Genomic DNA, 23,664 nt, shown 5'->3' with positions numbered 1-23,664 from the left:
GCCAACGTTGGCATAAAGCCATTCTATTCCCGTTATGTTGCTTTTAGGTATAGACGTAGGCACTTCTTCGATCAAGGTATCGGTGACCGATGCCGCCACCCGCCGCACCTTGGCCACGGCACAATATCCCGACACTGAAACACCCATAGTAGTACCCCATCCTGACTGGGCTGAACAGGCGCCAGACCTGTGGTGGGATCACGTACAACAGGCTATTTTACGCGCCCATGCCAGCGGCGCTTATCACCCGGAAGACATTGGGGCCATTGGCATTGCTTACCAAATGCATGGCCTGGTGATGGTGAACAAGGCGCAGGAAGTATTGCGCCCCGCTATCATATGGTGCGACAGCCGCGCCGTGAAGATCGGTGAGCAGGCCTTTGCCGCCATTGGTACGGAGCCATGCCTTCGTAAGCTGCTCAATTCACCTGGTAATTTTACAGCCGCCAAACTAGCCTGGGTAAAGGCCCACGAGCCGCAAACCTATGCGGCAACTCACCAGATCATGCTGCCTGGCGACTTCATTGCCCTGCGCCTCACCGGCCATGCCACTACTACTATCGCGGCATTGTCGGAAGGTATTTTTTGGGATTTTGAAAACCAGGAGATTTCTTCAGATGTAATGCAATATTTTGGATTCGACAGCGCGTTGATACCACCCGTGCAGCCGGTATTTTCTGAACATGGTGGGGTTACAGCCGCCGTGGCAAAGGCCTTACAGCTAAAGCCCGGCACACCCGTTACCTACAAAGCCGGCGACCAGCCTAACAATGCGCTGTCGCTCAACGTGCTGCAACCCGGAGAAGTAGCCGCCACCGCAGGCACCTCCGGTGTGATCTACGGCGTAAGCGATCAATTGGTATACGACCACGCTTCCCGCATTAACACCTTTGCGCATGTGAACCATAACAGCGCTGCACCAAGATTGGGGGTGCTATTATGCATTAACGGCACGGGCATTCTTTATCGCTGGGTACACGACGTGTGCGGGGGCCAGCTTACTTATCCGCAGCTGAATGCGGAGGCAGCCACCGCGCCCGCCGGCAGCGAAGGCCTGCGCATACTGCCTTTTGGCAATGGTGCAGAGCGCATGTTGCAAAACAAGATCGTAGGCACGCAGCTACAGCAAATAAACCTGAACCTGCACACCCGCGCACACGTAGTGCGTGCCGCGCAGGAAGGTATTGCCTTTGCCTTCCGGTATGGACTGGATATCATGCGCGAAAATGGCATATCGCCCTCGGTGATCCGCGCCGGAATGGCCAATTTATTTTTAAGTGACGTGTTTACCACAACGTTTGTGAACATCACCGGTGTGCCGGTAGAATTGTATCAAAACGACGGTAGTGTAGGTGCCGCCCTGGGTGCGGGTATTGGGGTGAAGGCCTTTACAACGGAAAATGCATTTGAAAATATAAAACCGGCGCAGCTTATTTCACCCCATACAAAAGGATCGCTGGAAGCGGATTACCAGGATTGGAAACAATTGCTGGAAAAGTTCCTGGCGTAATGCTAATCCCTGCAAAGCAAATCATGCAACTGATTTTAACTAATAGATAAGCGTAATTGAACATAGCCATTCCCCTTCCTCCTTAAAAGGTGAGCAAATGCTTGCACAGAAAATACAGCGGGAAAATAATCTTATTCCACTTTATAAATTTCATCATATGGCAAACATGGTGCTTGGCAACAAAGAATTTTTTAAAGGTATTGGTCAAATTAAATACGAAGGACCGCAAACCGATAATCCGCTGGCATATCGCTGGTACGACGAACAACGCGTAGTGGCGGGTAAAACCATGAAAGCACATTTGTGCTTTGCGGTGGCTTACTGGCACTCCTTCTGCGGCAATGGTGGAGATCCTTTTGGCGGCGCCACCCATATTTTTCCCTGGGATGAAAAGAGCGATGCCGTAGCACGTGCCAAAGACAAGATGGACGCAGCTTTTGAATTCATTACCAAAGTAAACTTTCCTTTCTACTGCTTCCACGATGTAGACGTGGTAGACCATACCAGCGATGTGGCGGAGAATGAAAAACGCCTACAGGCACTTACCGCTTACGCGAAAGAAAAACAGGCGGCCAGCGGCGTAAAACTACTTTGGGGTACCGCCAATCTTTTCAGCCATCGCCGCTACATGAATGGCGCTGCCACCAACCCGGATTTCAGCGTGCTGGCCCATGCCGGTGCACAAGTAAAAGCCGCCCTGGATGCCACGATTGCATTAGGTGGAGAAAACTATGTGTTTTGGGGTGGCCGCGAAGGTTATATGACCTTGCTCAATACCAACATGAAACGTGAGCAGGAACACCTGGCCCGCTTCCTCCATACCGCCAAGGACTATGCGCGCCAGCAGGGTTTCAAGGGCAACTTCTTTATTGAACCAAAGCCCTGCGAGCCCACCAAACACCAGTACGATTACGATGCCGCTACCGTTATTGGCTTCCTTCGCAAGTACGACCTGCTCCAAGATTTTAAATTGAACCTGGAAGTCAATCACGCCACCCTGGCGGGGCATACTTTCCAGCACGAGCTGCAAGTGGCCATAGACGAAGGTTTACTAGGTTCTATGGATGCCAACCGTGGCGATTACCAGAACGGTTGGGATACCGACCAGTTCCCAAACAATATTAATGAGATTACGGAGGCCATGCTTATTATCCTGGAAGGTGGTGGCTTTAAAGGCGGCGGCATTAATTTCGACGCCAAGATACGCCGCAATTCTACAGATCCTGCAGACTTATTCCATGCGCATATTGGCGGAGCAGATACGTTTGCCCGCAGCCTGTTGGTAGCAGATAATATCCTGCAACACTCCGATTACAAAAAGATCCGCGCCGACCGCTATGCCTCTTACAACAGCGGCAAAGGCCAGGAATTTGAAGCGGGTAAATTAAATCTGGAAGACCTTCGCAACATTGCAGCCGCCAGCGGCGAACCATCGGTAATAAGCGGCAAACAGGAATACCTCGAAAACCTGATCAACCGGTATATTTAAAATTTCAACTGCATACGTTAAAAAGAAGGCCTGTTAGCCTGATGCTACTATCCAACGTGCCGCAACAGGGGCAGGTGAAAAAGGCGGCATGGCGGTATGGGCGCAATTTCGGCCTACTTTATCTCCACTTGTTCTACCGGCCAGTGGTCGGTACGGAAGGGTCCTACCGGAAGCTCGCCTTTACTGAAAATATTGCCCACGGCGGTATTGCTAAAGTCGTAACGCACAGCTACCGGCGTTTTCACGGCCTTGCTGTAAACCTCCAATTCATTACCCACCACCTTCGCTGTGGCGGGATAGAACACCTGGTCTTCACCGGCCACCACTAGCTGTAGTGCTGTTTTACCTTTTATTTGCAACCCTTCCTCCGCATGATCAAAGGTGATAACCACCTTGTTTCCCTCCACCCGCATTTGCTTATAGAGGGGGCTATACACCGCGCCAGCCGGGCGTTTGCCATATACTTCCGTGAGTGCCAGCGTGGCCAGCCGGTTACCCACTTCGCGTTTTTGCTTGGGGTGAATATCGTTTGTATCTCCGGCAATATCGGTGGTGATAACCATGCCGGTTTTAGGGACGCTGAGGCTTTGCGCCTGCGCTTCCCGGAGCAGGGCTGCCTGGTTGCTAACGCCGTAGTGGAAAGGGGCTATCTGCACAAAATAAAAAGGTAATTCCGGTTGTGACCAGGCCGCCCGCCAGGCCGCTATCATGGTGGTAAACAGGCGCTGGTAGGCATCGCTGCGGGTTACATTGCTTTCGCCCTGGTACCAGATAACGCCGGCAATGGGCATATCCAGCAGCGGAACAATCATCGCGTTGTAAAGACGACCAGCAGTGTAGGGAAACCGTGGTGTGGCGCTGGTTTTTGCTATATCCGCTACCAGCACCGGATCTTTTAGTAACGTACTTTCCGGGGTCCACGTTTCGGCGGGAGTACCGCCCCAGTTGCTGCTAATGAGGCCTATGGGTACCTGCAAATTCTTTTGCAGTCGCTTCCCGAAGAAATAAGCAACCGCACTGAAGGTTTTTAAGGAGTTGCTGTCGCATACTTCCCAATGGCCCCGCACATCTTCCTGGGGATAACTGCTGCTATGATGCTCAACGGTAAACAGTCGGATGTCTGGATGGCTAGCGATGGGCAGCTCGTCGATGATCTGCTGCAAATGCCCATATCCCATGTGCATTTCCATATTAGACTGGCCGGAGCCAACCCATACTTCACCGATCAGCACATTTTCCAGCGTAAGGGTTGTTGCTCCTTTGAAAGTGATCGTGAAGGGGCCTCCGGCAGCAGGCGTTTTCACGGACAGCGCAAATTCGGCGTCACTGGTTCCGGTGGTAGAGTCGGTACGGTGGTCCCAGGAAGTTGTTACATATATTTTTTCACCGGGATTTGCCCAGCCTTTTAATTTTACGGAAGCATGTTGCTGGAGTACCATATTACTACCCAGGATGGCGGGCAGGCGAATGGCGGCAGTGGCGCTAATGGCGGGTGCCAGGAACAATAAGCATAAAAGTTTCTTCAACATTCGTGGAATTTTTTTAGTTACAAGCTTTGTAAAAATTGCAAAAAAATACTGTAATCCCAAGTATTTACCCCTCCTCTTTTTTGTGACTTTATGAGTGAAGTAAAAAACAATTATGTTTGTGGTAAGCATTTTGTAATAACTCCCATCGCGTGGCATAGGTTTTATAACGTACCCGCGGCTGTCCTATTTTATTCCAGACCTGAAAACCGAAAATCAATACACTATGCAACAAACATTTCGCACCCTTTCCCTGGCTGTAGCATTGCTATGCCTGGGCAGTACGGCGGCTTTAGCCCAACTGAAACGATTCAGTATCGGCCCTTACATTGAGACCGGCGCACCCGCCGGCGATTTTCATGACACCCATGACGTAGGATGGGGAGGCGGCGTTAATGCAGACATTAAACTCATTGCTGGTCTGGGTATTACCGGCTCCGTCGGGTATATGCACTTTGGAGGTAAAACCACTACCATTACCAATCCAGATTCCAGCCCCGGCAAATATACTTACCCCAATGTGAGCGCCATTCCTATCCGCGTGGGTGTGAAGTATCATTTCTTCCCGCTGCTGTATGTAAAGGTAGAAGGTGGAGTGGCCAATTTTACGAATACCAAATACCGTGACGGGGCCGCTGCCATCTTTGCACCCGGTATTGGCATTCGCATCCTGATGATTGATGTGGAGGCTAAATATGAATTATGGCACAAAGATGGCTCCAGTGGCTTCTGGGGGCTGAAGGCAGGCGTTAATTTTTAAACCTGCGCAATTGCCAGAACATATTAAATGGGCCGTTTTCCTAACTAGGCATGATAGCAACATTTAAATTGCAGGCAACAGCAAGTAATCGCATGCAGGTCGCTGGTATCTTCACCGGCGACCTTTTTTTATTCCCAACATGTGCAGCTTTGTTTTAAAATAAGTTAGCACAAGCAAATTAAAGCATAGGCCTGCTGCGGCTATCTGTAACGAGCGCAAAATAGAAAAATCCTAAAAGATAAAGGCTGTCTTCCAGTTTTTGAAAACATAAAAGACAGCCTTTTTGCTATTCCGCTTACATACTTTTTTACTTCTTCTCATTCAGTTGCTTAATCAAATTCACTTCTTCCTGTTTATACGGCGTACCATCGGCGCGGAAAATATCATGGAACCATACAGCAGGCTCACTACCATCCGGGATAGGCGTATCCCAGGCATAGATGGTATTGGTTTTGCCTGATACAAAGCCCCAGTTGATGGCGCCTACATTTTCTTTTTTCAGCATGGGCAGGATAGTTGAAAAAAGACTGTTGCGGGGGCGGGCCATGTACTCCGTGCAGATCAGCGGGCGGCCATAGCTTTTCAGTATTTGCACTACGCGGAGGTGCCAGGGCAATTCTTCATAATCATGATAGGTGATTACGTCGGAATGCGTAACCTGGAAAGTGTTGAGGGTTTCCAGCTCCCAGGACCAGAGACCTGCGCTGATAGGCTGATCGGGATCTACTTCCTTTGCCCATTGGAATATTTTCGTGAGTAAGGGCAAGGATTTATCTTTCTTACCACCGTTGCCTGGTTCGTTATACAGGTCCCAGAGCAGAATACGTTTATCGTGGGCAAACGAAGTAAGTATATCTTTCACATATTTTTCGAGCGCAGGAAAAATGGCCGCGTCTTCCGAAGCCGGCTGCCCGGGATCCTGCATCCAGCCGGAGTTGTGAACGCCGGGTTTGGGTGCGGGTTGCAAGCCTTGCTTGGGCGTTTTGTTCCAGCAGTCATCGAAAAATACAAGCATCGGGGTGATGTGATGCTTGGCGGCAATGTCCAGGAACTGGTTTAACCGGCTTTTAAATCCTTTAGGGTCCTGGCTCCAGGCCACACTGTGCAGGAACACGCGCATGGTATTAAAGCCAATACCTTCGGCATAGCCAAATTCCTGGTCTATGGTCTTTGGATCAAAAGTATCTGCCTGCCACATTTCCAACTGGTTAATGGCCGTGTGGGGAATATAGTCTGCCCCGGTAAGCCATGGATGAGATTTATACCAGGAATTAGCCTTTGCTGCCGGCCAAACGGCGGCAGCTTTATTTTGTGCATGGGAAATAGAAACGCCTGCGATCAGTAAGGCGCATAATAGTGGAATATAACATCTGTTCATATACATTATTTCGTGGATTTATTTAAAGGTACAATATACGCTTAAAGTTAAGAATTGCAAATCCGGTACATCTCTTTTTGCGCATTACAGAGCAACAAGTAAAACAAAGCATGCATTGATAATTAACATGGATCCCGATGTGGCCGCCTGTTGTGTATTTATCTGGTGATATTAACTATTCTTCTTTATCAAACCGGAAATAGGGTTTCACCTCATTATTAATAAATGCTCCCGCAGATCCCCCGTTATCGATCTCGTTTTCATATTGCTCCCACAGCGAAGAGGGTACATCCTGATAATCGTAAGCAGTGCCACCAGTGTACACCACTGTCATTACCCGCCGCCGGGCGTCATAGCCCGCCATCAGGATACTTTTGCTGCGCGGGGTTGCCCGCCAAACCATTGCCATAATATTTTCACGCTTAGTAAAAAATTTCTATTCGCATGACCCTTCAGCGGGATATGCGCAGCACTCCGGCACAAGGGGCCGGATGTTTACGATCCTATTTATCAGATATTATGCCCCGATTACTGGTACAATATCTGTACTACTAGCCCGTTATATTCGGGTGTTTTAAAAGTATTTGTGTATGAGAGCCAATCTGCTTTTTGTAATAGGCTGCATAACCTGCTGGTGCATGAATGCCGGCTGCGCCCCTAAAGTATATCATGCCCCCGCCATGGGCGCGGAAACGAAGTTCGACAAAGGCTTGCCCAAAGAAAAACACCCCCCTCACCTGTTTAATAAAAGAGAGCGTAAGGAAATGGCCCGGATGGGCTACCCGGTAAACTGAAGCCGCATGGCTTGTAAATAATGCCGGGTTACTCTACCTTGCAACTTCAACTATGTATACTTTTGAACCATGATTATAGGATTTAAGTCCCGTACCCTGCTGCTGGCGGGTACATTAGCGGGTGGCATCACACTGCCCGCGCAGGCGCAGCAACATGCACCAATGAAGGAACCCGCTCCCTTGTTGTTTGTAGATCCCTACATTGGCTCCGGCGGCCATGGACATGTATTTGTAGGTGCCAGTGTGCCCTATGGTGCGGTACAGGCAGGACCTACTAATATCGTAAAAGGCTGGGACTGGTGTTCCGGCTATCATTATTCAGACAGTGTGGTAATAGGCTTCCCGCAAACCCACCTGAGCGGTACCGGCATTGGCGACCTGGGCGATGTAATGATCATGCCTTACACCGGCACTCCCAAGACTTATGGCAATAACGATGCCGACGATCATGGCGCATTGCATACTGGTTCTCGCTACTCCCATGAACAAGAAACCGCCCGACCCGGTTATTACAGTGTACAACTGCTCGATTATAATACCAAAGTAGAGATTACCGCCAGTGAGCGCGTGGCCTTGCACCGTTATAAATTCCCTCAAGGCCAGCCTGCTCATGTACTGATCGATCTTCAACAGGGTATAGGCTGGGATGCTCCTACTGAAACCTATCTGGAACAAAAAGATGCTTACACGCTCGTAGGCTACCGCTTTTCTAAAGGCTGGGCTCCCGATCAGCGCCTGTGGTTTGCCATTAAAAGCTCAGTACCTGTACAGCAACTGGCATTGTATAATGACCGCACCATTGCCAGCGGCAAATCGCTTAAAGCCATCGCTGTAAAAGGCATATTGTCTTTTGCCAACGCCGGCAACGTGCTATTGAAGATCGGCATATCGCCGGTAAGCAGCGAAAATGCACTGGCCAATATCAATGCGGAAATACCGGACTGGAATTTTGAAAAGACGGTGGCTGCCGCCAATGCCAAATGGAATAAAGAACTGTCCAGGATCAACATTACGACCAAAGACACCGTTCAGCGCAGCGTGTTCTACACCGCCTTGTACCATACCATGATAGACCCCGCCCTGTTTAATGACCACAATGGCGACTACCGTGGCACCGATAAAAAAGTATATCATAACCCGGGGTTCAATAACTACTCTGTATTCTCCCTGTGGGACATTTACCGCTCCTGCGCCCCCCTGGCCACCCTGCTTCACCCCGAAAAGGTGAACGATTTTGCCCGCAGCCTGCTGGCCATCTACGAGCAGCAGGGCAAGCTGCCCGTATGGCACCTGATGGGCAATGAAACCAATTGTATGGTAGGCTATCATGCCGTACCCCTGCTGGCCGATGCCTATGCAAAAGGGTTCCGGGGTTTCAGCGGAGAGGAAGCTTTGGAGGCCATGAAAAAAACGGCCAACAATGGAGAATTTGGATTGAATTATGTAGTTTCAAAAGGTTATATCCCTGCCGATAAAGAATACGAATCTGTATCCAAGGGAATGGAATATGCCATCGACGATTGGTGTATTGCACAACTGGCCCGGCAACTAGGCAAAACCGACGATGCCGCTTATTATGCCAAACGTGCTACTTATTACAAAAACTATTTCGATCCCAGCATCCGCTTTGTACGGCCCAAACTGGACAACGGCCAGTTTAAATCGCCTTACGACCCCTTTAATTCTATCCATGAAAAAGGTGACTTCACCGAAGGCAATGGCTGGCAATACACCTGGCTGATACCCCAGGATCCGGCAGGTATGATTGACCTGATGGGGGGCGACGAAGCATTTAGTTCAAAACTAGACAGCCTTTTCCACGCCAAGGGCGATATGGGCGCCCAGGCTTCCAACGACATTTCCGGCCTGATCGGCATGTATGCCCATGGCAATGAACCCAGCCACCATGTAACCTACCTCTATGCTTTTGCAGGCAAGCCTTGGAAAACGGCCGAAAAAGTACGCCAGGTGGTCCATGAATTTTATACCAACAAAATAGATGGCCTGGCAGGCAATGAAGACTGCGGCGCCATGAGTAGCTGGTATGTGTGGTCTGCCCTGGGCTTTTACCCGGTGAACCCTGCCAACGGCGTTTATGTATTGGGCAGTCCCCTCTTCGATAAAGCCACCGTAAGTGTAGGCAACGGCAAAACATTTACCGTACAAACAGAAAACAACAGCCCATCTAATATTTACATCCAAAGCATTACCCTGAACGGACAACCTTACAACAAGAGTTTCATCCGTCACCAGGATCTGCTGAAGGGGGGCTTGCTGAAAATTAAGATGGGTGGCACGCCCAACCAAACTTTTGGCCAGGCAGCCTCCAGCCGGCCTACCTCATTCTAATACTATTTTTATTCCTGCAATCAAATTCAACAGCCGTTTTCACTGCATGAAGACGGCTGTTTTGTAATACCAAACCCACAGCCCTACTCCACCTGATCTCATAAAAAAAGCGCCTTACCATTTTCATGATAAGGCGCCCCATTTATAATACACACAATTGTTATTCGTAACGCAGCCCGAAACCAAATTTGTACAAGGGGTCTTTAGAATCGTAGGGTACATCTTCTTTTTGGGCGCGCACGGCATCCATGGAAGAAGGTAGTTCTATGGGTAAATGCCCGCCGGGTTTAAACTTACCGAAGATCACATCCAGCACGGCAGCATCGCTGGCGCCAAAATCTGCCAGCAGTCCCTTGGCCGCCTGGCTGATCTCCGGAATAACCGCAGGGCGATCCAGGTAAATGTCTACGATCGTGGGCACTTTATGTAGCAATTGCAAAATGCTGTCTAACTGTGTGCCTTTAAAATCGAGGTCGCCGTGGTGGAACATCTTTGCCAGTGGAATATTGGACTCAACGGGATAGAAAGGTGTTTGCAGCCGTATAATGGCCAGGTCAGCATCTTCGGGACGGTTTACCACCGTACCATACCGGGCGGCTACTGCCGGGTCAATATTTTGAAGATAAAGTTTCAGGGATTGTTTAAGCGGCAATATCTTTTGATCATTTTTCAGGAGCGTAATGGCTCGACGCTGCGAGGCCTCACCAGCCGCTACAAAGTCTGCACGGCCCACGGTGGTCGCGGCCTTATCTTCGGCTACATAAGGATTGTCGAACAGGCCCAGTTGGAATTTCTGCCGCAGCAGCCGCACCACGGAACTATCTATGCGGCGTTCGCTTACCTTACCTTCCCGCACCAATTGAATAACCACCTCAGGGTTATTCTCTCCCCCGAACTGATCTACCCCGGCATCGATAATCTTCTGCATACGTTCAGGAATGCTCAGCTTTTCCACACCCCATGCACGGGCCGGCCATACAATGGTGTCTAAGTGGGCATCTGTTACCAAACCCCAATCGGTACATACTACCCCATCGTAACGGTAATGATGCCGCAGCAGATCAGTGATGATGGCTTTGTTATAGGAAAAGCCTACGTCTTCCTTCGTTTGCCCCATGGGTACGCCGTAATAAGGCATAATTCCTGCCGTATGGGCAGCAAAGGCGGCTTCAAAGGGAATAAGGTGATATTTAAAATTATGACCGGGATATATCTGCCCCCGCTGGAAAGGAAAGTGTGGGTCCAGGCCTTCGCGTTGCGGGCCGCCGCCGGAGAAATGTTTGGTCATGGTGGCTACGCCCTGGGCATTGAGCGTAGCGCCCTGGAAGCCCAGGATGTAGGCTGTGGCCATCCTGGCAGACAATTGGGCGTCTTCTCCAAAAGTACCGCTAATGCGGGGCCAGCGCGGCTCCGTGGCCAGATCTACCTGCGGATGCAACGCTTCGCGGATGCCTACTGCAAGGTATTCCTGGCGTACCATATCGGCAAACTGCCGCGTAAGTTGGGGATCGCCAATGGCGGCCAGCCCCAGCGGTTCGCACCATTGTGAAAACCCGCTGGCCTGCATGGCAAAAATGTTATTGGAAAAATGACTGCGCGGATCAGAAGCAATGGTGATGGGAATACCCAGGCGGCTGGCTTCTGCCAGTTGTTGCATCTTATTGTACCACACCGCCAGTGTATGCGGGTTGGCTGGGATAGCCCAAAGATTAAAGTGGTTCATCTTCTTTTCCGTGAGTAGCTTGGCCGCATTGGGGGCAAAGGCGAAGATGCCCTTGCCGGGCTTATCTTCAATAGATCCGTCTTCATTAATGCGGGCTCCGTTAATAAACAGCATACCAGCCTTTTCTTCCAGCGTCATTTGCCGCAACAGGTCTTGAATGCGTTTTTCTATGGGCTGGTGTACGTCTTCATATACATCCAGTCGCTGATTCTTGTTTAGATCGCGGAAACCTGTGCCGTTACTGTTTTTTAATACATGGCTGTGGCGTAGTAGCGTAACAGGCAAGGATGGAGATAGGCGCGTAGCACCACAAATAGCGATGATGGCCACACCTATGGCCACGGGCTGCCAGGCCCAACGTGGAATAATGTTCATAACGGTTCAATGTGTTTGTATGACACAATGTATTATTTTTATCCCGAACAACGAAATGAATTCTTAGTTTTAGCCTCCACTTTTTTATGCTGCATGAAGGATTACGAAAAATTTAAGCAACTGGTACTGCAAGGCGCGACGCTGTATATGCCACAGCTTTCGCTGGACTGTGTGATATTTGGATTCCATGAAGGACAGCTCAAGGTGTTGCTTTTAAAAATGCGTAACCTGCAAGAATGGGCATTGCCGGGCGGTTTTATATACCGGCAGGAGGCTTTGGAGGTAGCCGCCAGCCGAATATTGAAGGAACGGACTGGCCTGGACAACATTTTTCTCCAGCAGTTCCACATCTTCAGCGACCCGACCCGTTCCGATACCTCGAAGGCTATCCACCATTTTTCTTTTGCCGATCTATCCATCGATTCATCCCATTGGCTGGCCCAGCGTTTTATTTCCGTGGGTTTTTACGCCCTGGTGGATTTTACCCGGGTAACGCCCCAGGCCGATGAACTAACGGACACTTGCCAGTGGTACGATCTCGAAAATATACCTCCGCTGATGATGGACCACCGGCATATCCTGGACAAAGCACTGGAAACGCTGCGCATTCAACTGAACTACCAGCCCATTGGCATGTCGCTCATGCCGGAGCAGTTTACCATGCCGGAACTACAGAAATTATATGAGACCATACTGGGTGTAACGCTGGACCGTCGTAATTTTCAGCGGAAAATACTGGGATATCATATTTTAAAGCGGCGGGAAGTGCGGCGTACGGGCGTGGCCCATAAGTCGCCTTACCTTTATAGCTTTGATGAAAAGCAGTACCAGCAAGCCTTACAGGATGGGTTGCATAAATGGTGAGCCGGCACTATCCTATGTACAACGATGGCCCTTGGAATGGCTTTTGGCGTACTTGGATTATTAGCTTAATTTCCACCAACGGAATACGTGCAATAAGGAATCGTTTCAATGGCAGGCAGCCCGAGGGATAAGCTGGTTTCCCGGCACATTTATTGGGCGATGCTCCGCATTAAAAATCCAATCTTTTTTATCATGGACATTATGACTCAGGGAATCGTTCAGGCGGGCATTAATACCGTGCGGGTATTAGCCGCCGATGCAGTACAGAAAGCTAATTCAGGGCATCCCGGCACCCCCATGAGCCTTGCGCCGATGGGACATGTTTTGTGGACCTCCGCCTTGCGCTACAATGCCAAATCCCCACATTGGGCGAACCGCGACCGTTTTATTCTCTCTGCAGGCCACGCCTGTATGTTACAATATGCTTACCTATACCTTACCGGTTATGAAGACATTTCCCTGGAAGACCTGAAGCAATTTCGCCAACTGCACAGTAAAACCGCCGGCCACCCGGAATACGGATTGCTGGCCGGGATTGAAGTTACTACCGGCCCGCTGGGCCAGGGCTTTGCACACGGCATAGGCATGGCCATTGGTCAGCAATACCTGGCCTCCCGCTACAACAAGCCGGGCTTCGATCTTTTTAACTACCACATCTACGCTATTTGCAGCGACGGCGACCTGATGGAAGGTGTGAGCGCAGAAGCTGCCTCCCTGGCCGGTCACTTGAAGCTGGGCAATATTATTTATCTCTACGACGACAACCACATTTCCATTGAAGGCGACACTGCGATTGCTTTTAATGAAGATGTGGCCAAACGTTTTGAGGCTTATGACTGGCATGTACAAGTACTGCCAGACGGCAACGATGTAGCTGCCATACAGGCCGCTATAGAACGCGCGAAGGCCGAAACCCAACGCCCTTCCCTCATTAAAGTACGTACCCACATTGCCTACGGTAGTCCTAATAAAGTGGATACCGCCGGCGCACATGGCGCCCCCCTGGGCGTGGAAGAAGTGAAGCTGGTAAAAAAAGGCTTCGGCTTTGATCCGGAAGTATCTTTCTATGTGCCTGACGAGGTGCTGAGTTATTACCACGCCGCAGGCTCCCGTGGTGCCAAGGAAGAAGAAGCCTGGAATACCCTTTACAAAAATTACAAGGAAAAATATCCGGAACTGGCCGCAGAATATGAAACTCTATCCAGCGGACAATTGCCGGGTGGCTGGCAGGAAAAACTGCCGGTATACAAAACGGAAGATAATCCCAAAGGCGTAGCTACCCGTAAAGCCTCCGGCGATACGCTGAATGCCATTGCCGATGCACTTCCCACCCTGATCGGCGGCTCCGCAGATCTGGCACCTTCTACCGATACCAATCTGAAAAAATATCCTTCCTTCAATTTCGATAACCACGGCGGCCGCAACTTCCACTTCGGCATTCGCGAACACGCCATGGGAGCAATTTTGAATGGAATGGCACTGACCAAGGGCATTTTACCTTATGGCGCTACCTTCCTCATGTTTTCTGAATATATGCGCCCCCCCATCCGTTTGGCGGCCATTATGAAAATACGCCCCCTGTTTGTGTATACGCACGACAGTATAGGATTGGGAGAAGATGGCACCACCCATCAGCCCATTGAACAACTGGCCGCGCTGCGCGCCATTCCCAATCTTACCGTTATCCGTCCGGCAGATGCTAATGAAACTGCACAGGCATGGCGGGTAGGACTGGAACATAAGGATGGCCCGGTGGTATTGGTATTCACCCGTCAGAATTTGCTGGTCCTGGATCAAAATAAATATGCAAAAGCCAGCAACCTCGAAAAAGGCGCTTACATCCTCTCCGACACCGGTAAAACTCCCGACATCATCCTCCTGGCCACCGGCTCTGAGGTAGAGCTGATCGTGAAAGCACAAGAGCAATTGCAGGCACAGGGCATAGCCGCCCGCGTAGTAAGTTTCCCTTCCTGGGAGCTGTTCGAAAAACAGGATGCCGCTTACCAGGAATCGGTATTACCTAAGACCGTACGCAAACGTCTGGCTGTAGAAGCCGGCATTGCACAAGGCTGGCACAAATGGGTAACCGATGAAGGCGATACTATTACTATCAACCGCTTTGGAGAATCTGCCCCGGCAGAGCAGGTATTTGCCGAATTTGGATTTACGGTAGATAATGTGATCAAGAAAGCAAAGGCGCTGTTAGGTAAATAACTAAATATGTTTTTAACAGGAATAGAACAGCCGGTGCGCATGCGTACCGGCTGTTCTTTATTGTAAGATATGCCTGCAATGGCCCATGAAAATCAACTTTCCCAAATGCCATTGTTTTCCGTAAGGATCACCGGCATTTGGTCGGTTACCATGATGGTATGCTCATGCTGGGCTACATAACCACCTTTATTGCCCACCAGTGTCCAGCCGTCTTTGGTGGTGTAGGCCATGGTAGAACTGGTGGCAATGAACGTTTCAATGGCCACAACGGCATTGCTGGAAAAGCGTCTTCCGTTGAAGCGATTGTAGCAATTAGCAATGTCGTGTGGCTCTTCGTGCAGGCTGCGTCCCACACCATGACCGGTTAGGTTTTTAATGACCCTGTACCCCCGGTAGCGTGCCTCCGATTCTACGATGCGGCCTACTTCTGCAATCTTCACACCGGTGTGTATAGCGGCAATGGCCTGCCATAAAATAGCTTTAGACGCATCTACCAACTGCTGGTGATGGTACTTATCCTCCCCCATTACGAACGAGCCGCCATTGTCTGACCAAAAGCCGTTCAGTTCCGCAGATACGTCTACATTAATCAGGTCTCCGTCCCGGAATATCTTGTGGGCGGAAGGAATGCCGTGGGCCACTTCGTTGTTGACACTAATGCAGGTCCAGCCGGGAAAGTTATACGCTGCACGGGGTGCAGAGCGGGCACCGTAATCAGATAAAATGCTGCCCCCATATTCATCGAGCGTTTGGGCAGACATGCCGGGGCGGGCGTAGGCGCGCATCTCCCGAAGCACCAGGCCTACCAGTTCGCTCACGGCTTGAATGCCGGAAAATTCATCTTCATTGGTAATCGACATAACGTGGAAATTAAAAATTAATCAAACACCTCTTTTATACATGCAGATCGCATGCAATACCGTGGAATAAACGCTGCTATTGAATGCCATATGATTTGTGCCTTCCCGTCAAATGTAGCAATTTTATGGGTAGCCTGCACTGCCTTCTGCTTGCTATAATAACAGTGGATTATGCAGTTGTATTTACAGCCTGCCCCCCTCCCCGCTACCTTTAGGGCGGTGGTGGCAAGGGTTGTGCATTAGCTGCTGCGCTTATCGTGCAGCAGCATGTTTACTGCGTCTTGCATAGAACCGGCACGGGTTACGGAACCACTGTTCACAAAGAATATTTCATCGGCGCTCTCAATCGTATTGAGCCGGTGTGCAATGATCACGCGGGTGGTAGTGGCGGGCAGTTTGCGTAAAATATCGTCCAGCAATTGTTCGGTTACCGTATCAATATTGGCCGTAGCCTCGTCCAGAATGAGCAGGGCGGGGTTTCTCAGCACTGCGCGCATAAAAGCAATGAGCTGTTTTTGCCCCAGGCTCACGCCTTCGCCATTGGGCAGTATCTCCGTTTCAATGCCATTTTCGAAACGGCCCAGCAGGCTTTCCAGGTTGGCTTCCCGTATACTTGCATCCAGTTCTTCCGGCGTGTAGTGGCTGTATTGTTCATTACCATACAGCAGGTTGTCGCGCACGGTGCCACTAAACAGGAAAGGCTCCTGCAAGATGAATCCCACCTTTTGGGAACGCACCGCCGGGGTATACGTGCGGATGTCCCTGCCATCCAGCCATACCTCGCCCTGCGTAGGATCGTAAAGGCGGGCAATGAGGCTGGCCATAGTGGTTTTCCCACCACCGGTAGGGCCTACCAGCGCATAAGTTTTACCTGGCTCCAGCCGGAAACTGATGCTATGCAACACGAGCTTACCGTCTGGATATCGGAAGGACACGTCTTTAAATTCCAGCAAGGCACTTTTCGTATATCCATTTGCGTTAGTTACATCCTCTTCCCTGATCTCCAGGTCGGAATGCAAGCTCAGTATCTGTGCAATGCGGTCCCACCCTGCCTGTGCCACCTGTAAATTGGCCCACAGCGCCGCCATTTGCCGCACCGGGTTGTAAAAGTTCATCACATAAGCCAGGTAACTCACTAACAGCCCAATGGTAAACGCGTGGTGCATGATCATATAAATGCCATAAGCTACCACTAGTAGCTGGGCTATGGCAGAGAGGAAGGTAGATACCGGCAAAAACAGGTTATTGGCCACCCCGGCCTGTATAGAAGTTTTATAATTATCGTCATTGGCTTCCTGGAAACGCTTGCGGAAATAATCGCGGCGGTTAAAGGCGATGATTACCTTAAAGTTCTGGAGGCTTTCCTGAATTTCCCCGCTCAAGCTACCTGCACTTTTCAGGTTGCGGGCATTACGCTGCCGCACCCAGGGGGAAATTACCCGGGTGAAGAGCAGCAGGAAGGCGGCAGGCGCCAGGCTGGCCACACCCAGTTTCCAGTTGATAGACAACAGGAAAATGCCGGCACCCAACATGGTAAAAACGCTGCCCACAAATTGCATGAGGGATTGGGAGAAGAACTGGTTTACCTTATCAGTATCGTTGTTGATCCGCGATATCAGGTCGCCGGCCTTGTTCTGGTTAAAGAACGCCACGGGCAATTCCTGTAGTTTAATAAACACTGCATTGCGCAGCGTAAACAACATGCGCTGTCCTACACCGCCCATTTTGTTGGTTTGCAGGTAGGCCATTACAAACGCCAGCAGGTATACACCGATCAAAATACCGCCCATATGAAGCAAGCCATCCAGCCGTTTGTGCTGAACGTACTGGTCTATGGAATAGCCCACCAGCAGCGGGCCGGTAAGGTTCAGGCCTGTATTGAGCAGGATGTATATTTGCGCTTCCAGCAGGTTGCGTTTTTCCCCACCCATGAGCCGCATGAAATCACGCAACGCCGTTTTGCCGCTGGATGGCCGATCGCGGTTGGCCAAAAGCTCGTTAAGATTGTAATTCATAGTTACTGGTGCTGCGTTGTGAATTGAATATCTGTACGTATTCATGGCTGGTTTGCAAAAGCGTTTCATGGGTGCCGGTGGCCAGCACCTCTCCTTCCATGAGTAGGATGATCTGGTCGTAATCTGCCACGGAAGCTATTTTCTGGGTAACAGACAGTAAAGTAATGCCGGGGTAATAGGTACGCACATTTTGTAATATCTTTTGCTCCGTCTGGGTGTCTACGCGTGCGGTGAAGTCGTCGAGCAAAAGTATTGTAGGATTTATTGCTAACGCCCTGGCTAGCATAATGCGCTGCTTCTGCCCACCGGAAAGACTGTTGCCCCGTTCGGACACAATGGTGCTGAGACCATCCGGCAGTTCCTGGATATAATCATACAGCTCGGCGGTACGGATAGCTTTTTCCAGCGATTCATCGGTCACGGTATCGCTGAAGGCTATGTTTTCCCGCAGGCTCATGTTGAAGATAATGCTATCCTGAAACACCAGGCCTATCTGCCGCAGCAGCTCGTCCTGCGCATATTCGTTGATATCTTTTCCATCGTAGAACACCTGTCCCTCATCGGCTTTTACCAGGGCGGTGAGTACGTGTAGCAACTGTGTTTTACCTGCCGCCGTAGGCCCTATCACCGCCGTACGGCTGCCGCCTTTGATTTGCATGGATACATTTTTCAGCACCCGCTTTTCCCCGTAATGCACGGTTACATTTTCCAGGGCCATGTTACCTTGCAGGGTAGCTGTGTAAGTACCGGTGGGCGCTGTTTCCGGCGCCCCCAGCACCCCGCTTACCCGGGCGTAGGCGACGGTAGACTGGGAGATGATGTTACTCATGATACCAATCACGAAAATGGGGAAAATGAGCATGGCCAGGTAACTATTGAAGGCTACGAATGTACCCAGGTCCATGCTACCTAGGATAACGGAACGCCCGCCTTCCAGCAGGATGGTAAGTACGGCCAGGTTGGCCGTAAGGGTTACGATGGGAATGAGTAAGGAAAACAGTCGCAGGATGGCCAGGCCCAGGTCGCGGGCCTTGATATTGGGCGTCGTAAATTTATCGTACTCTAGTTGCCAGGAGTTCAATACCCGCACCAGGGCTGCGCCGAGTATGCTTTCATTGATCACTTTATTTAACCAATCGATGATCTCACGGCTCTTACGGAACAAGGCTTTTACCTTGCCCAGTATTATGAAAAAAGTAATGGCAATAATGGGAATAATTCCAATCACACACAGGCCCAGCTGCCAATTGATCGTAATCAGCAAAACACTAGCGCCAATGATGGTAACCAGCGATGCCACAATAGAAGACACCGCCTGCGCAACAAACATTTTTATGGAGTCAATGTCGGAAGTGAGGTTGGTGAGCAGGCGGGAAGGATTAGCCTGCTGAATGTAGGCATAACTTTGCCGTGATATTTTGTTGGAAAGCTGGGTACGCAGGTTGCGCGCCACTATTTCAGAGGTGTAGGTTTGGAGGTATCCTTGTGCGAAGGCAAACAGGCACACCAATATACTTACGCCCAAAAATGTCCAATACAGGGTGCTCATGGCCTCCGGCCGGGTTTGAAATTGGTTTACACTTTTGCGGATAAGCATAGGCAGCGACAGGGTAAGTCCGTTGGTAGCGGTAGAAAATACCAATAGCAGTATTACCATGTTACGGTAGGGTTTCAATAAACCAAACACGCTGGGGCCTTGCGGTTTGCTTACTTTCTTTTCTTTGGCCATATGAATTAATTATTCAGGAGATATGCCGCGCGAAGGTACAAAAATACCCGCCAGCCCTTCACATTATACAGTTCTAATACGTCTTTTACAGGTTATATGGTAAATTTAACCAGGACCAAGTAAAGCGGATGCTTACCTGCTATGGGTATATTGACGAATCAATTTTGCAAATATTGTAAAGCTATTTGCAAAATAGGGTATTTCTTTTTTCGGGGCTTTTTGGGGAAAAGGATGGTATTTCCTATTGTATAGCAGGCATTCAGTTATGATCTAATCTATTTTCACAAGGAAGACCGCAGCGTGAGATGAAAAGGTATTTCCAGGTGGCGGCGCTCGTTATCCAGTATCATGCGGGCTGCGCTGGCACCCATTTGACGAAAATCTGTGCTTACGGTGGTAATGCCGTTGAGAATAATTTTTTTAAGCGGCGTTTCGTTGTAAGAGATTACACCTACCTGTTCACCTACCTTTAGTTGCAGGGAAATGAGCCGCTCAATCAGCATTACCAGGTCGTCTTCCATGAGGATAATGTACACCTCTCCTTCCTCTATGGATTCGTCTGCCAGGCGGTGTACTACTTTATAATTAAAGGCATAGTCCTGGCAAAAGCGGTTTACGCCCCGTTGTATTTCTACGGGGTAATAACTGTTGCGGGGAAAAATAATCTTGATCGTACGGTACTTGCTGAGTGGCTCCAGTGCTTTTTCGAGGGCGTTGTAAATATCGTCCGCAAAGTTTTCGTATACGGCCGCGTACTCCCCTTTTACATCGGGCAGTATTTTGTCCAGCAGCAATAATTTCTCCGGTGGGATGGTGTTGATGATCTCAAAAGCATGCTCCCCACCTTCCAGGAAATGCGGGATGATCACATAATGAGAGTATTCTCCTTTTTTGTTGAGCAGTATTTTTTTGAACAAAGAGAAGTCGTTGTTATAGATATAAAAATCGATGGCCACCTGTTCTCCCAGCGCCTCAACAAAGGCGTCGTATATAATTTTTTTGTGTGCGCTGAGTTTGTTGAATAGCAGGCATATTTTCAGGGTTTGCCGGAAAGCGGTGTTGCGGATAAAATATCCTTTGCCGGGCACAGAAGCCAGCACGCCTATTTTCTTCAGGTAGCGATATCCTTTTTCGGCGGTATCCCGGGATATTTCCAACTGGTAGCTCAGCTCATTAATACTTGGCAGGGGATCGTCTTTCTGTAATTTCCCGGCGCTGATGGCATTGAGGATGGCGTTCGTTAATTGCAGGTATTTAGGTGTAGAGGAAAACTCATCTACCTGTATCATATCGAACAACTTGGAAGCTTTCATAAATTTAAGTTACGGCTTTTCCGGCAGGGCTTACACGGTTTGCGGAGCGGCATAGTATTTCAGATCAATGAGGTCTGTGGGCATGGGTGCGGCATTCCAGGCATGATGAATAGCCAGGGCGGCGCCCAGGGCCGATGCCTGAGCCATGGCAGCGGCGTACACTTCTACCTGCGGGAAGGCGGCAGCCAGCAGGTGCATAAATACTGGGTTGCCGCTAAAACCGCCATCTACAAAAATGCGTTTTACCGGCGTACCATGCAGCACTCTTTCCAATGCCTTGCGCTGCACTTCCAGGATAGATACCATCCACTGGTGATAGGCTGATTCATACCCGGAAAATGGATCTAAGGAGGGCAAGCCCAGGTCTTGCAAAGGCTCGGGTCTTAAAGTGGCGGCCATTGCGGGATCGTACCATACTTCCCGGTAATAATGCAGGGGCTTGTTAAAATGGGATGCCAACTTTTTCACCAACTGTTCATGCGCATAACCTGCAAACACACGACTGGCCTTCACGGGCCGGCCTTTGTAGTCGAGGTAACAAAGGCAATCGTTTTGCAACTCTTCGTTGGTAAGCGGGCTGTGATTAAAAGGATTAAGGCTAATACACCAGGTGCCGGTACTGAGTAATACAAAAGGCTCCTGAAAACCGGAGAGATAAGGAATGAGGGCCGCAGAGCTGTCGTGCAGGCCAATGCCGGCTTGTAATGGCCGGCCATTCACCACGGCTGCAACAGCGTTTTCCGCCGGGTGCAAGGGCGGCAGCTTTGGCAGGATGCCTTCTGCCGCTACCCAATCGTGGTAGGCATTTTTAGTAAAATCCCACAACTGTGTATGACAACCAATGCTGGTAATGTCGGCATATGCCTGCCCGGTCAGCAAAAAGCTCAGGTACTGCGGCAAGTGCAGGCAATAACGGGTACGGGCAAACGTAGCAGGTTGCTCATACTTGAGGCGGTACAATTGCATGCCGGAATTAAGGCTGCCCAGTGCCGGCGATGCCGTATCCCTGGCTACCTGGTGTGCAGGGCCGTATTGGTCGTAAAACTGCTGTTGCAAGGCAGCCGGGTAAGGTTTCAGGTAGCTGTATAACGGGGCTATTGGCTGGCCATTTTGATCCAGCCATACGAAGCTGGCCCCATAGCCGGAGAAATTAACGGCACGGATGTCATACTCGCCCAGCTGCTGCAACACGTGGAAGGTATTTGTTACCCAGGCGCTTAGCGCCCCCAGGTCTTCCGCACCGTGGCCGTCTTCGTCGGGCAGTTCGGTAAATTTTACCGACTGCTCTTTCAGTAGCCGGTAGTGTGCATCGAAAAGAAAACATTTTTTATTCGTCTTCCCGATATCAAAGATCGCGATTACGGGTGTACGTTGCATGGTTTATAGTCCGGTTGCTACGGCAGTGTTACCGCGTTCTTTAATGAGGGAGTTTCTTACGTGAAGCTGGCGGAACAATTGCAGCGGATCCAGCGCAGCGCCAGCCTGCAAGCGGGCTTCTGCCAGCAGTGGACGCAGGTCGGTACGGAAGGAGGCTTGCAGGATTTCCTGGGCGCGGGCCACATCGTTCTGTGCCTGGGCTTCCTGCAATGCTTTGCGGTCTACCAGGAGGGCCTGAGCGTAGGCCAGCTTAATGGCTTCCACGCTTTGCAACAGGTCTTCCAGCGGGTCTTTCACATTGTGCGAAGCATCGATCATCCAACCCATATCGCGGCTATGCGACATATGCCGGGCGTCCATTCCTTCCACCAGTTCGTTGAAGATCAGGAACAGCTGGTAGGGCCGTATGCTACCGGTGGTGAGGTCGTCGTCGCCATATTTGGAATCGTTGAAATGAAAGCCACCCAACCGGCCTTCCATGAGCAGGAGGGACACTATTTGCTCAATATTGGCATTCGGCAGATGATGACCCAAATCTACCAGGGTAAAGGCTTTGGGGCCAAGCTTGTTTACGAACAATAAGGATTGTCCCCAATCGGCCACCGTGCCGGAATAAAAGTTGGGTTCAAATGCCTTGTACTCCAACCACAGTTTCCAATCAGCGGGCAGTGCGGCATATATTTCCTGCAAGCTTTCCAGTGTATTTTGGAAGGCCTTACGAAAATTGAGCTGGCCCGGGAAGTTAGACCCGTCGGAAAGCCATATAGACAGGGCCTTGGAGCCTAGCTCCACCCCCTGTCGAATTACTTCGATGTTGTGCTCCACCGCCTGTTTACGCACGGCTTTGTCTACATGGTGCAGGGAACCAAATTTATAGCTATAGGCCTGTCCGGGATGATCCTGGAAGGTGTTGGAATTCATGGCATCAAACAGCAGTCCGTGTTGAGCCGCCAGGGTACGGATGGCCGCATGGTGCTGCGGCACGTCCCAGGGGATGTGCAGGGAAATGCTGCCACTGCTTTGGTTCAGCGCATGTAGGAGTCCTACGTCCTCTATTTTTTCTTCCAGGCTGCGGGGTTCTCCGCCACCCGAAAAGCGGCCAAACCTGGTGCCTCCTGTACCCAGCGCCCAACTGGGAATAGCTACCTGCAAATCTGTGAGTAAGGGCAGTACTTCGTCTACGCGCGGTACTTCACTGCGCAGATATTGTATACGGCGCTGATGATCTTTCAGCAATGATTCATTATGATCAGCTATTGTGGAACGATGTAGTTGCATAACGTGGGCTTATCTAATTATGAATTATGAATTATGAATTATGAATTATGAATTATGAATTATGAATTATGAATTATGAATTATGAATTATGAATTATGAATTATGAATT

General features: G+C 50.1%; 17 protein-coding genes. 7 read left to right on the top strand and 10 right to left on the bottom strand.

The features are described 5' to 3' along the window. Positions 1-34 precede the first annotated feature (34 nt). Positions 35-1,510 carry a xylulokinase gene (locus GA0116948_RS07155; protein ID WP_089710569.1) on the top strand — a complete coding sequence of 492 codons (1,476 nt, stop codon included), beginning with the start codon at positions 35-37 and terminating at the stop codon, positions 1,508-1,510. Between the two features lie 157 nt (positions 1,511-1,667). After that, positions 1,668-2,999: a xylose isomerase gene (gene xylA, locus GA0116948_RS07150; protein WP_089710567.1), complete on the top strand. Its 1,332-nt coding sequence runs from the start codon at positions 1,668-1,670 to the stop codon at positions 2,997-2,999. A 113-nt stretch (positions 3,000-3,112) separates the two neighbouring features. Here xylA and GA0116948_RS07145 read toward each other — a convergent pair whose 3' ends face one another. Continuing rightward, positions 3,113-4,528 carry a sialate O-acetylesterase gene (locus GA0116948_RS07145; RefSeq protein ID WP_089710565.1) on the bottom strand — a complete coding sequence of 472 codons (1,416 nt, stop codon included), beginning with the start codon at positions 4,526-4,528 and terminating at the stop codon, positions 3,113-3,115. Positions 4,529-4,751: 223 nt separating this feature from the next. On the opposite strand from GA0116948_RS07145, the gene GA0116948_RS07140 reads away from it, so the two are divergent. Continuing rightward, a complete protein-coding gene (locus GA0116948_RS07140; protein ID WP_240619165.1) occupies positions 4,752-5,285 on the top strand; it encodes an outer membrane beta-barrel protein in 534 nt (177 codons plus the stop codon). 307 nt (positions 5,286-5,592) lie between these two features. Here GA0116948_RS07140 and GA0116948_RS07135 read toward each other — a convergent pair whose 3' ends face one another. Beyond that, complete coding sequence (locus tag GA0116948_RS07135; protein WP_089711128.1) at positions 5,593-6,663, bottom strand: glycoside hydrolase 5 family protein; 1,071 nt, start codon at positions 6,661-6,663, stop codon at positions 5,593-5,595. Between the two features lie 175 nt (positions 6,664-6,838). Beyond that, positions 6,839-7,066, bottom strand: a complete 228-nt coding sequence (locus tag GA0116948_RS07130) for a KTSC domain-containing protein (protein WP_165798378.1) — start codon at positions 7,064-7,066, stop codon at positions 6,839-6,841. A gap of 187 nt (positions 7,067-7,253) precedes the next feature. Between GA0116948_RS07130 and GA0116948_RS21015 the strand changes: the two genes are divergently transcribed. Both GA0116948_RS21015 and GA0116948_RS07125 read left to right on the top strand, forming a co-directional pair. Continuing rightward, positions 7,254-7,457 (top strand): hypothetical protein, encoded by a 204-nt coding sequence (locus GA0116948_RS21015; RefSeq protein WP_123891730.1) that lies wholly within the window; start codon positions 7,254-7,256, stop codon positions 7,455-7,457. Between the two features lie 69 nt (positions 7,458-7,526). Next, on the top strand, positions 7,527-9,806 hold the full coding sequence (locus GA0116948_RS07125; protein WP_089710560.1) for a GH92 family glycosyl hydrolase: 2,280 nt from the start codon (positions 7,527-7,529) through the stop codon (positions 9,804-9,806). A gap of 160 nt (positions 9,807-9,966) precedes the next feature. On the opposite strand, the gene GA0116948_RS07120 is transcribed toward GA0116948_RS07125, so the two are convergent. After that, positions 9,967-11,904: a glycoside hydrolase family 3 protein gene (locus tag GA0116948_RS07120; RefSeq protein WP_089710558.1), complete on the bottom strand. Its 1,938-nt coding sequence runs from the start codon at positions 11,902-11,904 to the stop codon at positions 9,967-9,969. 93 nt (positions 11,905-11,997) lie between these two features. Between GA0116948_RS07120 and GA0116948_RS07115 the strand changes: the two genes are divergently transcribed. Further along, positions 11,998-12,768: an NUDIX hydrolase gene (locus GA0116948_RS07115; protein ID WP_089710556.1), complete on the top strand. Its 771-nt coding sequence runs from the start codon at positions 11,998-12,000 to the stop codon at positions 12,766-12,768. Positions 12,769-12,960: 192 nt separating this feature from the next. Then, the gene (tkt, locus tag GA0116948_RS07110; protein WP_089711126.1) at positions 12,961-14,982 is read left to right on the top strand and encodes a transketolase; all 2,022 of its coding nucleotides are present in this window, start codon (positions 12,961-12,963) and stop codon (positions 14,980-14,982) included. A gap of 92 nt (positions 14,983-15,074) precedes the next feature. Here the strand turns inward: tkt and map are convergent, their stop codons facing one another. From map to GA0116948_RS07080, 6 genes are all read right to left on the bottom strand, one after another. Then, entirely contained in the window at positions 15,075-15,842 is a 768-nt protein-coding gene (gene map, locus GA0116948_RS07105) for a type I methionyl aminopeptidase (RefSeq protein ID WP_089710554.1), read from the bottom strand. A gap of 239 nt (positions 15,843-16,081) precedes the next feature. Beyond that, the gene (locus GA0116948_RS07100; protein ID WP_089710553.1) at positions 16,082-17,857 is read right to left on the bottom strand and encodes an ABC transporter ATP-binding protein; all 1,776 of its coding nucleotides are present in this window, start codon (positions 17,855-17,857) and stop codon (positions 16,082-16,084) included. Continuing rightward, a complete protein-coding gene (locus GA0116948_RS07095; protein WP_089710551.1) occupies positions 17,841-19,586 on the bottom strand; it encodes an ABC transporter ATP-binding protein in 1,746 nt (581 codons plus the stop codon). The genes GA0116948_RS07100 and GA0116948_RS07095 overlap by 17 nt, the downstream gene beginning before the upstream one ends. 281 nt (positions 19,587-19,867) lie before the next feature. Then, positions 19,868-20,899 carry a GntR family transcriptional regulator gene (locus GA0116948_RS07090; RefSeq protein ID WP_089710550.1) on the bottom strand — a complete coding sequence of 344 codons (1,032 nt, stop codon included), beginning with the start codon at positions 20,897-20,899 and terminating at the stop codon, positions 19,868-19,870. A gap of 30 nt (positions 20,900-20,929) precedes the next feature. Then, on the bottom strand, positions 20,930-22,276 hold the full coding sequence (locus GA0116948_RS07085) for an FGGY-family carbohydrate kinase (protein ID WP_089710548.1): 1,347 nt from the start codon (positions 22,274-22,276) through the stop codon (positions 20,930-20,932). 3 nt (positions 22,277-22,279) lie between these two features. Beyond that, on the bottom strand, positions 22,280-23,554 hold the full coding sequence (locus GA0116948_RS07080) for a TIM barrel protein (protein ID WP_089710546.1): 1,275 nt from the start codon (positions 23,552-23,554) through the stop codon (positions 22,280-22,282). Positions 23,555-23,664 lie beyond the last annotated feature (110 nt).

The sequence above is a fragment of the Chitinophaga costaii genome, from assembly GCF_900094705.1.
GTDB lineage: Bacteria > Bacteroidota > Bacteroidia > Chitinophagales > Chitinophagaceae > Chitinophaga > Chitinophaga costaii.
Note: the sequence above shows the minus strand (reverse complement) of the source record. Positions and strands in the feature narration are given on the sequence as shown.

Bases quoted from the DNA above. Each gene is read 5' to 3' on its own strand.
- GA0116948_RS07135 (WP_089711128.1), bottom strand. From the start codon at position 6,663: ATGAACAGATGTTATATTCCACTATTATGCGCCTTACTGATCGCAGGC.
- GA0116948_RS07140 (WP_240619165.1), top strand. From the start codon at position 4,752: ATGCAACAAACATTTCGCACCCTTTCCCTGGCTGTAGCATTGCTATGC.
- GA0116948_RS07095 (WP_089710551.1), bottom strand. From the start codon at position 19,586: ATGGCCAAAGAAAAGAAAGTAAGCAAACCGCAAGGCCCCAGCGTGTTT.
- GA0116948_RS21015 (WP_123891730.1), top strand. From the start codon at position 7,254: ATGAGAGCCAATCTGCTTTTTGTAATAGGCTGCATAACCTGCTGGTGC.
- GA0116948_RS07120 (WP_089710558.1), bottom strand. From the start codon at position 11,904: ATGAACATTATTCCACGTTGGGCCTGGCAGCCCGTGGCCATAGGTGTG.
- xylA (WP_089710567.1), top strand. From the start codon at position 1,668: ATGGCAAACATGGTGCTTGGCAACAAAGAATTTTTTAAAGGTATTGGT.
- GA0116948_RS07125 (WP_089710560.1), top strand. From the start codon at position 7,527: ATGATTATAGGATTTAAGTCCCGTACCCTGCTGCTGGCGGGTACATTA.
- GA0116948_RS07145 (WP_089710565.1), bottom strand. From the start codon at position 4,528: ATGTTGAAGAAACTTTTATGCTTATTGTTCCTGGCACCCGCCATTAGC.
- GA0116948_RS07130 (WP_165798378.1), bottom strand. From the start codon at position 7,066: ATGGTTTGGCGGGCAACCCCGCGCAGCAAAAGTATCCTGATGGCGGGC.
- map (WP_089710554.1), bottom strand. From the start codon at position 15,842: ATGTCGATTACCAATGAAGATGAATTTTCCGGCATTCAAGCCGTGAGC.
- GA0116948_RS07100 (WP_089710553.1), bottom strand. From the start codon at position 17,857: ATGAATTACAATCTTAACGAGCTTTTGGCCAACCGCGATCGGCCATCC.
- GA0116948_RS07155 (WP_089710569.1), top strand. From the start codon at position 35: ATGTTGCTTTTAGGTATAGACGTAGGCACTTCTTCGATCAAGGTATCG.
- GA0116948_RS07085 (WP_089710548.1), bottom strand. From the start codon at position 22,276: ATGCAACGTACACCCGTAATCGCGATCTTTGATATCGGGAAGACGAAT.
- tkt (WP_089711126.1), top strand. From the start codon at position 12,961: ATGGACATTATGACTCAGGGAATCGTTCAGGCGGGCATTAATACCGTG.
- GA0116948_RS07090 (WP_089710550.1), bottom strand. From the start codon at position 20,899: ATGAAAGCTTCCAAGTTGTTCGATATGATACAGGTAGATGAGTTTTCC.
- GA0116948_RS07115 (WP_089710556.1), top strand. From the start codon at position 11,998: ATGAAGGATTACGAAAAATTTAAGCAACTGGTACTGCAAGGCGCGACG.
- GA0116948_RS07080 (WP_089710546.1), bottom strand. From the start codon at position 23,554: ATGCAACTACATCGTTCCACAATAGCTGATCATAATGAATCATTGCTG.